The organism is Micromonospora siamensis (assembly GCF_900090305.1).
GTDB classification, from domain to species: domain Bacteria; phylum Actinomycetota; class Actinomycetes; order Mycobacteriales; family Micromonosporaceae; genus Micromonospora; species Micromonospora siamensis.
The window spans coordinates 3,901,714-3,917,511 of record NZ_LT607751.1; the positions used below are offsets into that span (position 1 = coordinate 3,901,714).

General features: G+C 66.6%; 9 protein-coding genes and 3 rRNA genes. 6 read left to right on the forward strand and 6 right to left on the reverse strand.

The window, feature by feature from the left end:
* Window positions 1-443: 443 nt before the first annotated feature.
* Window positions 444-1,229, reverse strand: a complete 786-nt coding sequence (locus GA0074704_RS18205) for a tetratricopeptide repeat protein (protein WP_172880613.1) — start codon at window positions 1,227-1,229, stop codon at window positions 444-446.
* 382 nt (window positions 1,230-1,611) lie between these two features.
* A complete protein-coding gene (locus GA0074704_RS18215) occupies window positions 1,612-2,556 on the reverse strand; it encodes a hypothetical protein (RefSeq protein WP_231926531.1) in 945 nt (314 codons plus the stop codon).
* 148 nt (window positions 2,557-2,704) lie between these two features.
* Between GA0074704_RS18215 and GA0074704_RS18220 the strand changes: the two genes are divergently transcribed.
* On the forward strand, window positions 2,705-3,286 hold the full coding sequence (locus tag GA0074704_RS18220; protein ID WP_088971623.1) for a TetR/AcrR family transcriptional regulator: 582 nt from the start codon (window positions 2,705-2,707) through the stop codon (window positions 3,284-3,286).
* A gap of 149 nt (window positions 3,287-3,435) precedes the next feature.
* On the forward strand, window positions 3,436-4,017 hold the full coding sequence (locus GA0074704_RS18225) for a hypothetical protein (protein ID WP_088971624.1): 582 nt from the start codon (window positions 3,436-3,438) through the stop codon (window positions 4,015-4,017).
* A gap of 140 nt (window positions 4,018-4,157) precedes the next feature.
* Here the strand turns inward: GA0074704_RS18225 and rrf are convergent.
* The 3 genes from rrf to GA0074704_RS18240 form a co-directional block, all read right to left on the reverse strand.
* Window positions 4,158-4,274 (reverse strand): 5S ribosomal RNA (gene rrf, locus GA0074704_RS18230).
* A 77-nt stretch (window positions 4,275-4,351) separates the two neighbouring features.
* Window positions 4,352-7,464, reverse strand: a 23S ribosomal RNA gene (locus GA0074704_RS18235).
* Between the two features lie 374 nt (window positions 7,465-7,838).
* A 16S ribosomal RNA gene (locus tag GA0074704_RS18240) occupies window positions 7,839-9,353 on the reverse strand.
* The 16S, 23S and 5S rRNA genes sit together here, the layout of an rRNA operon.
* Window positions 9,354-10,238: 885 nt before the next feature.
* On the opposite strand from GA0074704_RS18240, the gene GA0074704_RS18245 reads away from it, so the two are divergent.
* Window positions 10,239-10,436 carry a hypothetical protein gene (locus tag GA0074704_RS18245; protein WP_088973781.1) on the forward strand — a complete coding sequence of 66 codons (198 nt, stop codon included), beginning with the start codon at window positions 10,239-10,241 and terminating at the stop codon, window positions 10,434-10,436.
* Window positions 10,437-11,314: 878 nt separating this feature from the next.
* Window positions 11,315-12,502, forward strand: coding sequence for an elongation factor Tu (gene tuf / locus GA0074704_RS18250; protein WP_088971625.1), 1,188 nt, complete (start codon window positions 11,315-11,317; stop codon window positions 12,500-12,502).
* A 75-nt stretch (window positions 12,503-12,577) separates the two neighbouring features.
* Here tuf and GA0074704_RS18255 read toward each other — a convergent pair whose 3' ends face one another.
* Window positions 12,578-13,147 carry a TetR/AcrR family transcriptional regulator gene (locus GA0074704_RS18255; RefSeq protein WP_088971626.1) on the reverse strand — a complete coding sequence of 190 codons (570 nt, stop codon included), beginning with the start codon at window positions 13,145-13,147 and terminating at the stop codon, window positions 12,578-12,580.
* Between the two features lie 104 nt (window positions 13,148-13,251).
* On the opposite strand from GA0074704_RS18255, the gene GA0074704_RS18260 reads away from it, so the two are divergent.
* The gene (locus tag GA0074704_RS18260) at window positions 13,252-14,160 is read left to right on the forward strand and encodes an alpha/beta hydrolase family protein (protein WP_088971627.1); all 909 of its coding nucleotides are present in this window, start codon (window positions 13,252-13,254) and stop codon (window positions 14,158-14,160) included.
* A 131-nt stretch (window positions 14,161-14,291) separates the two neighbouring features.
* The gene (locus tag GA0074704_RS18265; RefSeq protein ID WP_088971628.1) at window positions 14,292-15,782 is read left to right on the forward strand and encodes an NADP-dependent isocitrate dehydrogenase; all 1,491 of its coding nucleotides are present in this window, start codon (window positions 14,292-14,294) and stop codon (window positions 15,780-15,782) included.
* Window positions 15,783-15,798: the final 16 nt, after the last annotated feature.

Consider the following 15,798-nt stretch of genomic DNA (forward strand, 5'->3'; position numbering starts at 1 on the left):
GCGCCGGCACGGGTCAGACGCATCGCCCACCGGCCGGCATGGGATGCCTGCCGGTGCACGTCGAGCAGGTCGGTGCCGGCCGGTTCGGCAGCTGATGGGGGCACGGGCCCAGAGACTCGTGCGAACCCGGTGTCCGCTGGCGACGCCTCCTGACGGGAAGGCGCCGATCCACGCACGGGCGGACCGGCGGCCCTGCGGTCAGCGATGACGAACACCGCCCCGCTCACCATCAGCGCCAGGAAGTGGGCCGCCATCAGGCCTGCCATGGCGGCCGACATCGGCTGATCCGGGTCCAGCCGCGACGCGACGACGATCAGCAGGACCCCCGTGAGGGCGCAGAGTCCCAGCCCGAACAGCCGGGCGCGGGCCCGAACGTCCGTACGCAGGACGGACGCGGCGTAGATCCGGGCGCCTGAGGAAAGGGCACGCCACGTCCGGGCGGCTCACAGCATCCACAGCGCGGGCGGGAGCAGCGCCAGCAACCCCACCCAGGGAAGCCCGGCGAAGATGCCGAGGAAACCGCCCACCCAGACCGACATCAGCGCCCACCCGGTCAGGCCGCCGATGACCAACCGGTCCAGCTCGGTACGGGCGGCCTGGTTGGTCGGCTCTGCGGCGATGACCGCGCTGAGGTGCCCGGCGGCCGTGGACAGCCGCCCCCGGGTGGCCGCCACGTGGGCGAGGCCGGTGAGGGCGGCCGTGTGCTCAGGGTCCAGCGCCAACGCGCGCCGGTAGGACCGGTGGGCGAACAGGTTCCAGCCGATCGACTGGAACATCAGCGCCCGGATGTGATGGGGCCCGGCCGACTCCGGGGACAACGCCACCGCCCGTTCGATCGCGCGAAACGCGCGACGTGACTGGCCCAGGCCGATCGAGGCGAGTGCCAGCGCGGCGTGCCCCCGCCAGTCGTCGGGCTCGAGGCGAACGGCTTCCAGTGCGCTGGCCCGGGCCCGGATCGGATCCTCCTCACCGAGATAAGCGTACGCGAGCAGCAGATGACCCTCGTGCCGTCCGGGTGCGACCGCGACGGCCCGCACGGCGGCGTCCCGCATGGCGGCGAACTCGTCCTGCGCCTGGTGGCAACGGGCCAGGACGTACAGCGCCTCGACATTGTCCGGATCGTCGGCAAGCGCGGCGGCGATCTCCCCCCGGGCGGCGTCGATCCGACCCACGTCCACCAGCGCGCTGGCCCGCGCCACACCGGCGGCGGACACCGACTGCCCCGTCATCAGCACACTGTAGGGCCAGCCCGGGTCTGGCAGGCTCCCCCGTGGGTGCCCGCAGTCCTGGCACACTGTCCTGACCGGACCGCAGCCCGGTCCGGCCGCGCCCACCACCGGCGGAGCCGGAACCGGCCAGTGCAGCCGCCAACAGTACGACGGGCCACCGTCGGACGCCGCCGTCTTCGACCGGGTCAACGGGACCAACCTGCGGGAGCAGGTCAGCGGCGCCATCGTCACCTGCTCGTGGCTCGGCGGGCTGGTGGGGCTGGGTTGCAACCGCCTACCACGCCGCCAGGCACGGTCTGGTCGGGCTGACCCGCAGCGCAGCCCTGGAGTACGCGCCGCGCGGCACGCGGATCAACGCGGCGGCCCTGCCCGTCGACGCCGGCTACACCGCCCGGTGAGTGCCGGACCGGCTCGACGTGCGGGCGCGGCCGTACTCGGCGAGGGCGTGGAAGGCCGCCTTGGGTGTCCATGAGCCGTCCGGCAGCACGCGCACGATCCCGCGTGCGGCCAGGTCGTAGTCGTGCTCGGCGTCGCCGGTGGTCGGTAGGTGTCGATTGGCGAACGTGTACACGAACACCGCCTCCACCCCGCCGGCCTCGTAGTCTCGCAGCAGATCGACGATGTAGCGGGCTTGGCCTTCCTCGTCGCGCTCCAGCTCCGCGGTGAGCTTCACCGCGCGGCCGCGTTCGTCGTACGTCACCGGTTCTGTCGCGCCCGCTACGTCGCCCGCGCCCCGGAACGTGCAGCAGCCGAATTCGGTGGCGGCGTACGGCTTTCCCTGCCCCACCGCGCTCGCCAGGGTCTGCGGGAACGCGGCGGAGTTGGTCGCGTCGCGATAGCCGGCGTCGCTGGCGATGATGTCGAACGGCGCCCAGTCGACGTCCTCGAGCGGAATCGAGGCGTATCCGACGAGGCCGCCGAAGCGTTCCCGCACGGCGGGAACCACTTCCGCGAAGAAGTCCCGCACGGCGGCCCGGGCGACCGGGACCGCCTCTCTCATCCGCATTGGATCGGTGAACAGCGCCATGCGCTCCGCCAGGTCACGGCCGGGCAGGAAACCCTCCGTGAACATGGAGATCTCGGAGCCGGCGAGATACACGACCGAGGCGCCCTCGCGGCGCAGTCGCTCGGCCCGCTCGGCGCCGTCGAGCAGGAACGCCAGGAGACCGTCGCGGTCGAGGCCGTTGGTGAAGGGGCAGTACCACACCTCCAGTCCCGCCTCGGCCGCCAGCCGCTCGGCCAGCTCCAGCCGGGCCTGGACACCGCCGGTGATCCGCACCGCGTCGCAGTGCAGCTCGTCCCGGATGACACGCAGGTCGCTGCGCACGGTGTCGGGGTCGAACGGCTCGTGGGTGGTGGACCCGCCGCTCACGAAGCCGGTGTCGTAGTTCATGCCGAAGACGCGCATCGAGAACTCGCCCTGTCGTCAAGGTACGTCGCGTACCCTATAAGGTACGTCGAGTACCCTGCAAGGCATGAGCGCACGGCGCCGAGGCGAGGAACTGGAACGGGCGATCCTGCAGGCCGCAGCGGAGGAACTGCGTGAGTCCGGATACGCGGGGATGACGATGGACCGGGTCGCCGCCCGGGCCGGGACCAACAAGAACGCCATCTACCGCCGGTGGCCGCACCGGGCGGCGCTGGGCGTCGCGGCGTACCGCCACCTGTCCGACGCCGCCATGCCGAACCCGGACACCGGAACCCTGCGCGGCGACGCGCTCGAGATGCTGCGACAGGCCAACGAGACATGGTCCTCCCCGTACGGGACGATCCTGCGCGGCCTGCTCGCCGCCGCGGCCGACGACCCGGAGCTGCTCACCCTCATGCGCGAACGGTCCGGCGCGGACGCCATGGACCGCGCCTGGCTCGGGATGCTGGAACGGGCCGCGGCCCGCGGCGAGGCATCGGCGGCCGCCGTCCATCACCGGGTGGCGACGACACCGATGATGCTGCTGCGCGCCGAATACGCGATGCGCGGTATCCCTTCGGTGCCCGACGAGGTACTGGTCGAGATCGTGGACGAGGTGTTTCTGCCGCTGGTGCACGGCCGCGCCTGATGCGACGCGGTGGGTGATACGGCCGTCGCCGGCACGACCGGGCCGGACGATCGGCACGCCCGGCGGCCGCGCCGACGAGCGGCTGCGTACCGGTAGGGCTGGCGATGGTGGGACGCGCTACCGAGGGTGCGCGGGGTTAGCCTTCCACAATGTCGTCGCATGACCAGCTGCTGGCGCGGCTACGGACCACACCGGCCACCGCCGATGCCCTCGCCGGGTTCTTCGAGTTCGACGTGACCCGCGACGAGCCGATCGAGGACGTCGGCGTGGCCTCGGGAGCCGCTCTGGTGCCCATCGCCGGCGACAGCACCGGCGGTTGCTATTTCCTGTGCGGGGACGGGCCATGCCCACCCGTGGTGTTCATGACCTCGGAGGGTCAGGGCGGTCTGATCGCCGACAGTCTCCCCGAGGTGCTGGCGCTCATCGTGGGTCTGCCCTACTGGCAGGACTGCCTGAAGTTCTCCGCGGGCGGAGACCTTGACCAGATGCGTACGGCCGCCGCGCGGCTGGAGCATGACCTGTTGCAGGACGACTCGCAGGTGCGACAGCCGCGCCGGCAGGTGTACCGCGAGTTGGGGCTGTCGGCGACGTCGCCGCAGGAGCTGGTGGCGAGGCTGCACGAGGCGGTCGTTCGCACAGAGCCGGATTTCGTTCTTCTGGACCCAGACGGAAACGCCTACGCGTCGCTGTTCAATACGTTTCGGGTCAGCGACAACCCGGACTGGCGTTGAGCGTGGCCTCGAGATGCCGAGCCGGCCGTTGGAACGCTGCCGGCTACCGCACAATCCGCTGGCTACGGACATCACGCGTCGTCCTGGACGCGAACGCATTCAGGGCCACCCCGGATGGGGTGGCCCTGAATGGAATGTTTGTCCGGCGGCGTCCTACTCTCCCACACCCTCCCGAGTGCAGTACCATCGGCGCTGGAGGGCTTAGCTTCCGGGTTCGGAATGTGACCGGGCGTTTCCCCTCCGCCATGACCGCCGTAACTCTATGAACATGTCAAACACACTCTCGTGGGGTGTTCGGTTGTTCAGAGTTGCACAGTGGACGCGTAGCAGCTTCGTAGTCAAGTCCTCGGCCTATTAGTACCGGTCACCTGAACCCGTTACCGGGCTTACAGTTCCGGCCTATCAACCCAGTCGTCTAGCTGGGGGCCTTACCCACTCAAAGAGTGGTGGGATACCTCATCTTGAAGCGAGCTTCCCGCTTAGATGCTTTCAGCGGTTATCCCTTCCGAACGTAGCTAACCAGCCGTGCCCCTGGCGGGACAACTGGCACACCAGAGGTTCGTCCGTCCCGGTCCTCTCGTACTAGGGACAGCCCTTCTCAAGTATCCTACGCGCACGGCGGATAGGGACCGAACTGTCTCACGACGTTCTAAACCCAGCTCGCGTACCGCTTTAATGGGCGAACAGCCCAACCCTTGGGACCTGCTACAGCCCCAGGATGCGACGAGCCGACATCGAGGTGCCAAACCATCCCGTCGATATGGACTCTTGGGGAAGATCAGCCTGTTATCCCCGGGGTACCTTTTATCCGTTGAGCGACACCGCTTCCACATGCCAGTGCCGGATCACTAGTCCCGACTTTCGTCCCTGCTCGACCTGTCAGTCTCACAGTCAAGCTCCCTTGTGCACTTGCACTCAACACCTGATTGCCAACCAGGCTGAGGGAACCTTTGGGCGCCTCCGTTACCCTTTAGGAGGCAACCGCCCCAGTTAAACTACCCACCAGACACTGTCCCTGAACCGGATAACGGTCCGAAGTTAGATACCCAAATCAACCAGAGTGGTATTTCAAGATTGCCTCCACCCATACTGGCGTATGGACTTCACCGGCTCCCACCTATCCTACACAAGCTCATTCAGATACCAATGTCAAGCTATAGTAAAGGTCCCGGGGTCTTTCCGTCCTGCCGCGCGTAACGAGCATCTTTACTCGTAATGCAATTTCGCCGGGCCTGTGGTTGAGACAGTGGGGAAGTCGTTACGCCATTCGTGCAGGTCGGAACTTACCCGACAAGGAATTTCGCTACCTTAGGATGGTTATAGTTACCACCGCCGTTTACTGGCGCTTAAGTTCTCCGCTTCGCCCTTACGGGCTAACAGGTCCCCTTAACGTTCCAGCACCGGGCAGGCGTCAGTCCATATACATCGAATTACTTCTTCGCATGGACCTGTGTTTTTAGTAAACAGTCGCTTCCCCCTGCTCTCTGCGGCCATACAACGCTCCACCCGCGCGGGGCTTCACGTCTCCGGCCCCCCTTCTCCCTAAGTTACGGGGGCAATTTGCCGAGTTCCTTAACCACAGTTCGCCCGATCGCCTCGGTATTCTCTACCTGACCACCTGTGTCGGTTTGGGGTACGGGCCGCTAAGAACTCGCTAGAGGCTTTTCTCGGCAGCATAGGATCACTGACTTCACCTGAATCGGCTCGGCATCACGTCTCAGCCTATGTGCACCGCGGATTTGCCTACGGTACGGCCTACACGCTTACCCCGGCACAACCACCGGCCGGGCTCAGCTACCTTCCTGCGTCACCCCATCGCTTGACTACTACCCGCCAGGTTCCCACGCTCCCCACCCTCAACCCGAAGGTCTTGGATGGTTTGGGTGGTTAGCACAACGAGGTTCGTCAGGGTCGCTCTTTCGCGGGTACGGGAATATCAACCCGTTGTCCATCGACTACGCCTCTCGGCCTCGCCTTAGGTCCCGACTCACCCAGGGCGGATTAGCCTGGCCCTGGAACCCTTGGTCATCCGGCGGAAGGGTTTCTCACCCTTCTTTCGCTACTCATGCCTGCATTCTCACTCGTGCCGCGTCCACAACTAGGTCACCCCGTTGCTTCACCCCCGGCACGACGCTCCCCTACCCATCCACACACCTGCACCGGATATCAAGACCCGACGAGGTTAAAATGTGAATGCCACAGCTTCGGCGGTGTGCTTGAGCCCCGCTACATTGTCGGCGCGGAACCACTTGACCAGTGAGCTATTACGCACTCTTTAAAGGGTGGCTGCTTCTAAGCCAACCTCCTGGTTGTCTATGCGACCCCACATCCTTTTCCACTTAGCACACGCTTAGGGGCCTTAGCTGGTGATCTGGGCTGTTTCCCTCTCGACTACGAAGCTTATCCCCCGCAGTCTCACTGCCGCGCTCTCACTTACCGGCATTCGGAGTTTGGCTGATTTCGGTAAGCTTGTGGGCCCCCTAGACCATCCAGTGCTCTACCTCCGGCAAGAAACACGCGACGCTGCACCTAAATGCATTTCGGGGAGAACCAGCTATCACGGAGTTTGATTGGCCTTTCACCCCTAACCACAGGTCATCCCCCAACTTTTCAACGTTGGTGGGTTCGGCCCTCCACGCGGTCTTACCCGCGCTTCAGCCTGCCCATGGCTAGATCACTCCGCTTCGGGTCTAGAGCATGCGACTCAAGAGCGCCCTATTCAGACTCGCTTTCGCTACGGCTCCCCCACACGGGTTAACCTCGCCACATGCCACTAACTCGCAGGCTCATTCTTCAAAAGGCACGCCGTCACCCCGCAAGGCTCCGACGGATTGTAGGCGAACGGTTTCAGGTACTATTTCACTCCCCTCCCGGGGTACTTTTCACCATTCCCTCACGGTACTCGTCCGCTATCGGTCACCAGGAAGTATTTAGGCTTACCAGGTGGTCCTGGCAGATTCACGGCAGATTTCAGGGGTCCGCCGCTACTCGGGAACACCCACAGAAGGTCAGCAACTTTCACGTACCGGACTGTCACCGTCTACGGTTGGCTTTTCCACACCATTCGGCTAGCCACTGACTTTGTAACTCCTCAGACAAGTGTCAGCTTGTCTAGCGGGGTCCCACAACCCCGACCACGCAACCCCTGACAGGTATCACACGCAGCCGGTTTAGCCTCGATCCGCTTTCGCTCGCCACTACTCACGGAATCACTAAATTGTTTTCTCTTCCTACGGGTACTGAGATGTTTCACTTCCCCGCGTTCCCCCCATACACCCTATGTGTTCAGGTGCAGGTGACACCACATGACTGGTGCCAGGTTTCCCCATTCGGACACCCTGGGATCACAGCTTGGTTGACAGCTCCCCCAGGCCTATCGCGGCCTCCCACGTCCTTCATCGGCTCCTGGTGCCAAGGCATCCACCGTTCGCCCTTGACAACTTGACCACAAAGATGCTCGCGTCCACTGTGCAATTCTCAACAAACGACCAACCCACAACCCGAACAGCCCCACACCTACGACCCACACAGGATCACGGTTTGCAAGGCCAGGCCGTGCCTGGCGCCTCGACAAGCTTCCGCTCATCATCAAGGCTCTGAAAGACAACCAACCGGTTGTTCCTTCAGGACCCAACAGGGTGTTCTGCGCTCCTCCTCAGCCGCACCGAAGGCAAACCGTTCCCACCACCGAAGTGGCTGTACTAGGCGCCCCCGACCGTTGCCGAGGAAAAACTGGCCAGTGTCTCCGCCATCGAGCACCCCACCGCCACATTCGGACGGTGCGGGCTCCATACCAGCTTTCGCTGGATGGTGCTCCTTAGAAAGGAGGTGATCCAGCCGCACCTTCCGGTACGGCTACCTTGTTACGACTTCGTCCCAATCGCCAGCCCCACCTTCGACGGCTCCCTCCACAAGGGTTGGGCCACCGGCTTCGGGTGTTGCCGACTTTCGTGACGTGACGGGCGGTGTGTACAAGGCCCGGGAACGTATTCACCGCAGCGTTGCTGATCTGCGATTACTAGCGACTCCGACTTCACGGGGTCGAGTTGCAGACCCCGATCCGAACTGAGACCGGCTTTTTGGGATTCGCTCCACCTCACGGTATCGCAGCCCATTGTACCGGCCATTGTAGCATGCGTGAAGCCCTGGACATAAGGGGCATGATGACTTGACGTCATCCCCACCTTCCTCCGAGTTGACCCCGGCAGTCTTCGATGAGTCCCCGCCATAACGCGCTGGCAACATCGAACGAGGGTTGCGCTCGTTGCGGGACTTAACCCAACATCTCACGACACGAGCTGACGACAGCCATGCACCACCTGTGACCGCCCCCGAAGGACCCCCCATCTCTGGAGGTTTTGCGGCCATGTCAAACCCAGGTAAGGTTCTTCGCGTTGCATCGAATTAATCCGCATGCTCCGCCGCTTGTGCGGGCCCCCGTCAATTCCTTTGAGTTTTAGCCTTGCGGCCGTACTCCCCAGGCGGGGCGCTTAATGCGTTAGCTGCGGCACAGGGAACCGGAGAGGCCCCCCACACCTAGCGCCCAACGTTTACAGCGTGGACTACCAGGGTATCTAATCCTGTTCGCTCCCCACGCTTTCGCTCCTCAGCGTCAGTATCGGCCCAGAGACCCGCCTTCGCCACCGGTGTTCCTCCTGATATCTGCGCATTTCACCGCTACACCAGGAATTCCAGTCTCCCCTACCGAACTCTAGCCTGCCCGTATCGACCGCAGGCTTGGAGTTGAGCCCCAAGTTTTCACGGTCGACGCGACAAGCCGCCTACGAGCTCTTTACGCCCAATAAATCCGGACAACGCTCGCACCCTACGTCTTACCGCGGCTGCTGGCACGTAGTTGGCCGGTGCTTCTTCTGCAGGTACCGTCACTTACGCTTCGTCCCTGCTGAAAGAGGTTTACAACCCGAAGGCCGTCATCCCTCACGCGGCGTCGCTGCATCAGGCTTCCGCCCATTGTGCAATATTCCCCACTGCTGCCTCCCGTAGGAGTCTGGGCCGTGTCTCAGTCCCAGTGTGGCCGGTCGCCCTCTCAGGCCGGCTACCCGTCGTCGCCTTGGTAGGCCATCACCCCACCAACAAGCTGATAGGCCGCGAGCCCATCCCAGGCCGAAAAACTTTCCACCAAACCTCATGCGAGGAAAGGTCATATTCGGTATTAGCCCCGGTTTCCCGGGGTTATCCCAAAGCCTAGGGCAGGTTGCTCACGTGTTACTCACCCGTTCGCCGCTCGAGTACCCCGAAGGGCCTTTCCGCTCGACTTGCATGTGTTAAGCACGCCGCCAGCGTTCGTCCTGAGCCAGGATCAAACTCTCCAACAAAAACTTTGTTGAACAATCCATCCTGACAACAAAAGTGTTGCCAAAGGAATCCCAACCAACAACCCACTCCAAAGAGCAGATCACCAGTCCGGGGTATAAATCATAATTGGCACTGGCTTATCAAACACCCTGTTGAGTTCTCAAAGAACAACCACACACCATCCGACAGCCCCGCTAACCGCAGGACCCCGTCCGGGGCATTTCGTCCGCATCCCCGCCGCTCTCGCGCCGGGCACTTTTACTACGTTACCCGGTGGTTTCCGCCGTGTCAAACCAGTGTTTCGCGGTTTGTCATGCTTCCACCCGAATTCCGGGCACCACAAATCAACCAGCTCGCGCCGGACGCTTCATGGCTTTGACAGGCCGGCCGCCCTGCGGTCACCCGCGGGCTCGTCCGTTTCCCTGCCGGTCGAGAACACTACCCGGTCGACTCCGCCTCACCAAATCCGCCCCGCGACGGATCCGGGGCATCGAACAACCCCTGTTCCTGCCGGAAGGAACCCCGGCCGGCTTCGGGAGTCGCCTGGGCGCTCCAACTCCCAGGTTTTTCGCATATTCTGTCCGTTATGCACCTCGACACCGTGGCGTCGGAGTCCCAGTCCTGGCAGATCAGCCCGCTACGGTGAGTTCACCCTCGGGCGTTGTACGCACCGTCGCCTCGCGCACACCTTCCGCCACGCCTCGAAAGCGACAACACCCGAGGTAGTCGGCCCCCTGCGGCTGGAGCCGACGAGGGTGGGAGCAGTGCAGCCTCCGCGCCACTCAACGGCTGACCGCGCGATCGCCAACTGCGGGGACCTGGTCGGCGGCCCAGGCGGTTCGAGGCAAGGTGGCAAGAGCCGGCGTACCGGGGCGGTGCTGCCGGCCGGTGCGTACGGTCAGAGAGTGGACGTGCTGCTGCGCGGCGGGCCAGGTGACGGGCAGGTGGTGCCCGGCGGTGGGGAGACCGTCGTGTGGCGGGCCTGCCTGTACGAAATCACGGCTGAGCGCGATCGACGGGACGGCCGTGATGTGCGGGTGTATCGACACCGGCCGGACTGCTGCGAGCCCTATGGCCGAGGCGTCGAGGACCGCTGCGAGTGATCCACAGGCCAGGCCGGCAGGCTCCGTTCCGTGGCCGGATCACGCACCCTCACCGCCTCGTCCGGGCGGACGGGCGGACGGGCGGACGGGCGGTTCACCCGCGGAAGACGTGATTCCTCGGTGATGACCGCATCGCGCTCACCCAGGCCGGCGACTGCTACCTGCCAACGGCGAGGAACCGACAAACGTTGAAGTGGACCTCGCGAGTTCCTACCACTGGCCGCACCGTCGCCCTGGCTGCTGACGCGCCTTTCTCGGGGATCCGCAGTCGGGGCCGGCGCGGTGGGCGCTGGCTCACTCGAATCGCCATGCCCGTGATCTTCCATGGTGCCGGTCGGGCGGTCACGACACCGCCCGGTGGCCGCAGCTCCCAGCCGCCCGAGCGCCACGCCCGGCGGCAGCACCTGCCCTTCGCGCAGCCGATCAACGCCCCCGCCACCCCGGCTTTGGGGGTACGACGACCCCCGTTCCGACCGCCGGAGGTGCGGTGGCCAGCCCTCTCCGTACGCGCGGACCGACCGACCGGGAGGGTCAGGAACCGCGCGAGGCGGGCCCCGGCAGGGTACGAGAAATATCGATCGACCTGCCGGGCGTTGGGGGGCTAGCGTGATCGCCATGTTCAGCACCGCCGCAGTTGCGCGGCCCGCAGGTCTTCACCTGCCGGGCCCCCTCGGCGTGTGCGCGTGGCTGGCCGATACCCGAGGCTGACCCTCCTCCCGCTCCAGCAGAACCACGGAGGAGGGTGGCCCGGCACTTGCGGCGCCGCCCCCTGGCGGGTGCGCCGCGATCCGCGGTTCTGGCGCGGCTTTCCCTGTGGGGTGGCACCCGCCCGCGTTCGTCTTCCGCCAGCTCATCTTTTGTCACGATGGAGCCTGACCATGGCCAAGAGCCAGTTCGTGCGGGCCAAGCCGCACCTCAACATCGGCACGATGGGTCACGTCGACCATGGCAAGACGACCCTGACCGCCGCCATCACCAAGGTCCTCGCCGACCGCGACCCGGCCGTCAACCGGTTCGTGTCCTTCGACGGCATCGACCGGGCGCCGGAGGAGGTGGCGCGGGGCATCACCATCAACATCGCCCACGTCGAGTACGAGACGGCGACCCGGCACTACGCCCACGCGGACATGCCCGGCCACGCCGACTTCGTGAAGAACATGATCACGGGGGCGGCGCAGGTCGACGGCGCGATCCTCGTCGTCTCCGCGCTGGACGGGGCGATGCCCCAGACCCGCGAGCACGTGCTGCTCGCCCGGCGGGTCGGGGTGCCCTACCTGGTGGTGGCGATGAACAAGGTCGAGGCCGTCACCGACCCGGAGCTGCTGGACCTGGTCGAGCTCGAGATCCGGGAGCTGGTGTCCGGGTACGGGTTCCCCGGCGACGAGGTGCCGGTGGTGCGGGTGTCGGCGCTGCGGGCCCTGGAGGGCGACCCACGCTGGGTGTCCTCCGTGGTGGAGCTGCTCGACGCCGTCGACCGGTACGTGCCGGTGCCGCCCCGTGAGCTCGGCGAGCCGTTCCTAATGCCGATCGAGAACGTGCTGACGATCTCCGGGCGGGGGACGGTCGTGACCGGCGCCGTGGAGCGGGGCGTGCTGCGCGCCGGCGACGCGGTGGAGGTCGTCGGTCTCGGCCCCACCCTTGCGACGGTGGCGACCGGGCTGGAGACCTTCGGCAAGTCGCTGTCGACGGCCGAGGCCGGGGACAACGCGGCGGTGCTCCTGCGCGGGGTCAAGCGCGACCAGGTGCAGCGGGGCCAGGTTGTCGCGCTGCCCGGTAGCGCCACGCCGCACCAGCGGTTCCGGGCCCGGCTGTACGCGCTGACCACCGCCGAGGGTGGGCGGCACACGCCCTTCCTCGCCAACTACCGGCCGCAGTTCTACTTCCGCACCACCGACGTGGTCGGATCGGTGGACCTCGGTGACGTGACCATGGTCCTGCCCGGCGACACCGTCGACCTGACGGTGGAACTGGGCAAGCCGATCGCGATGGACGTCGGGCTCGGCTTCGCCGTCCGCGAAGGTGGCCGCACGGTGGCGGCGGGGACCGTGACCGAACTGCTCGACTGAGCCGGAGTGGAAGGGCTCCTCGACGAGGAGGGGCCCTTCCACAGGCAGCCGTCCTACCGTCCGGGGCGGTACGCGTCAGCGGACGCGGCGGCAACCGGCGAGCAGCCGGGCCACCATGTCCCGGGCGTGTGCGCGCTCGTAGCCCGGGCCGAGGATGCACAGATTTCCCACCGCACGCATGAGTGTGTACGCCGTGACCCCCGGATCGATCTCGTCGGCCGCCACGCCTGCCGCGATCAGCGACGCGCAGGCCGGAACGAGCTTGTCGAGCATGAGGGTGTGCAGCGCGAGCAGGCTCGGGTCCTCGGACTGGAGGGCGACGCCGAGCCCGTGCTTGGTCACCAGGAACTCCACGAACGCGTCGATCCAGCGGGCGAGCGCTTCAGCGGGTGCGATCGGCTCCCGACCCAGCGCGGCGGCCAGCTCCACGCACTCCTCGATCTGGTGGCGGTACACGGCGGTGACCAGCTCGGCGCGGTTCGGGAAGTGACGGTAGACGGTGCCCAGGCCCACGCCCGCGCGGCCGGCGATGTCGCGGATGGGCGCCTGCACCCCCTGCTCGACGAAGACGGCGGCGGCAGCGGCGAGCAGGGCCTCGCGGTTGCGCCGCACGCCCGCCTGCCGGGTGCCTGACGACTCGGTCACAGTCTTCCCCCTTGTTGGCGGAACATTGTTCCGCTAGCTTTGGCGGAACAGTGTTCCGGACAAGTATGGCAGAACTCCCCTGGCCACAGAAGGCAGGCGTCAGCATGCGCAGCGCAGCTCCCACACCGCGGATCGTCGCGGTCAAGCCCATCTCCGTCCCCACCACCGGACGCGCCATCGACCTCCAGGTCAAGGTCACCGCCCCGGCATCCGGCCACGACCTGCCGGTGATCGTCTTCTCCCACGGAAACGCCTGGTCGATGGACGGATACGAGCCGCTCGTCGACCGGTGGGCCGCCGCCGGCTTCATCGTCGTGCAGCCGACCCACCTCGACTCCCGCCGCCACGGCATCGGGTTCGACGACCCGAGATTCGGCACCATCTGGCGGGTCCGGATCGCCGACCTGCACGCCGTCCTGGACAACCTCCGCGACATCCTGGCGCAGGCGGGACTGTCCGACCGCGTCGACCTGGGCCGCGTCGCCGCCGTCGGGCACTCCTGGGGAGGGCAGACCGTCGGCACCCTCCTCGGCGCCCGCGTACTGGACACCGACGGCGCAGCTGGCGAGGACTTCACCCATCCCGCGGTGAAGGCGGGTGCGCTCATCGCGGCCACGGGCACCGGTGACTCGCTCACCCCGTTCGCGGTGGAGCACCTGCCGTTCATGCGGCCGGACTACTCCACGATGACCACGCCGGCCCTCGTCGTCTCCGGCGGCAGGGACCAGTCGGCGATGTCCACCCGCGGGCCGGACTGGTTCACCGACGCGTACCACCTCAGCCCTTCGCCCAAGAGCCTGCTCACCATCACCGACGGGGAACACACCCTCGGTGGGGTCGCCGGTGAGAAGGTCGCCGAGACCAGCGACGAGGACCCGGCCCGGGTCGCCCTGGTCGCCGACGCGATCTCCGCGTACCTCCTCGACGCCCTCGACCTCGACGGCGCCGCCTGGAAGGCTCTCGCCGAACGAGCGGAGACCAGCGACGGGGCATACCGCATCGAGCACCGGTAGGACGGGGGCGCCCGCCGGGCCGGGGACCACCCCGGCCCGGCAAGCCCTCCCCCGACATGCGAACCCCTAGACGTGATGCATAATTCATGTAACTGTGTTCGCATGTTGCTGTGGTGGGAGGGGTGTCGACGATGACCACGCCCGAGCTGTCGAAGACCAACGGATCGGCCGGCACGACGGGGGCGCCCGTGCCGGTGACGGTGGCCCGGGGCGACGGGATCGGCCCGGAGATCATGGACGCCACCCTGCGGGTGCTGACGGCCGCCGGGGCGCGGCTGGCCGTGGAGGAGATCCAGATCGGGGAGTCGGTGTACGCCCGGGGCCACAGCGCCGGCATCGAGCCGGGCGCGTGGGAGTCGCTGCGCCGGACCCGGGTGTTCCTCAAGGCGCCGATCACCACCCCGCAGGGCGGCGGGTTCAAGTCGCTGAACGTGACCATCCGCAAGTCGCTGGGGCTGTTCGCCAACGTACGCCCGTGCGTGGCGTACCCGCCCTTCGTGCCGACCCGGCATCCGAAGATGGACGTGGTGATCGTGCGGGAGAACGAGGAGGACCTCTACGCCGGCATCGAGCACCGACAGACCGACGAGGTCACCCAGTGCCTGAAGCTGATCTCCCGTCCCGGGTGCGAGCGGATCGCCCGCTACGCCTTCGAGTACGCCCGCCGGCACGGCCGGTCCAAGGTCACCTGCATGACCAAGGACAACATCATGAAGCTCACCGACGGGCTGTTCCACCGGGTCTTCGACGAGGTGGCCGCCGACTACCCCGACATCGTCGCCGAGCACTGGATCGTCGACATCGGCACGGCGAAGCTGGCCGACACCCCCGAGGCCTTCGACGTCATCGTCACCCCCAACCTCTACGGCGACGTGCTCTCCGACGTCGCCGCGCAGGTCGCCGGCTCGGTCGGGCTGGCCGGCTCGGCCAACATCGGCGAGCACGCGGCGATGTTCGAGGCCATCCACGGCTCCGCACCGACCCTGGCCGGCCTCGATGTCGCCAACCCCTCCGGGCTGCTGCTCGCGGCGGTGATGATGCTCGTGCACATCGGCCAGGCCGACGTCGCCGAACGGGTCCACAACGCCTGGCTGGCCACCCTGGAAGCGGGCGTCGCCACCGCCGACATCGCCGGCCCCGGCGCCACCGCGGTCGGCACCCGGGCGTTCGCCGACGCCGTCATCGACCGGCTCGGCCAGCGCCCGACCATCCTCCCGCCGGTCGCCTACCCGACCGGGCAGCGGCAGCTCACCGTCCCGACCACCGCTGCCCGCCCGGCGCAGCGCAAGACGATGGACGGGGTCGACGTGTTCCTGGACCACCGCGACCGCGACCCGGACGCGCTCGCCGCCACGCTCCAGCGGGCCACCGAGGGCGCCACGCTGCACCTGCAGATGATCACCAACCGTGGGGTGAAGGTGTGGCCCGACGGGCTCCCCGAGACCTTCTGCACCGACCACTGGCGGGCCCGCTTCCAGTCGTCCCGGCCGGGCGCGGCGTCCCGGGCCGAGGTGGTGGACCTGCTGCACCGTCTCGACCGCGCCGGGCTCGACTTCGTCAAGACCGAGGGCCTCTACCGCTTCGACGACGAACCGGGCTACTCCCTCGGACAGGGCCAGTGATGACCGATGAACGGAG

Excerpts from the sequence above, each read along its gene's own strand:
- GA0074704_RS18205 (WP_172880613.1), bottom strand. The coding sequence starts at position 1,229 with ATGACGGGGCAGTCGGTGTCCGCCGCCGGTGTGGCGCGGGCCAGCGCG.
- GA0074704_RS18220 (WP_088971623.1), top strand. The coding sequence starts at position 2,705 with ATGAGCGCACGGCGCCGAGGCGAGGAACTGGAACGGGCGATCCTGCAG.
- GA0074704_RS18225 (WP_088971624.1), top strand. The coding sequence starts at position 3,436 with ATGTCGTCGCATGACCAGCTGCTGGCGCGGCTACGGACCACACCGGCC.
- tuf (WP_088971625.1), top strand. The coding sequence starts at position 11,315 with ATGGCCAAGAGCCAGTTCGTGCGGGCCAAGCCGCACCTCAACATCGGC.
- GA0074704_RS18260 (WP_088971627.1), top strand. The coding sequence starts at position 13,252 with ATGCGCAGCGCAGCTCCCACACCGCGGATCGTCGCGGTCAAGCCCATC.
- GA0074704_RS18265 (WP_088971628.1), top strand. The coding sequence starts at position 14,292 with ATGACCACGCCCGAGCTGTCGAAGACCAACGGATCGGCCGGCACGACG.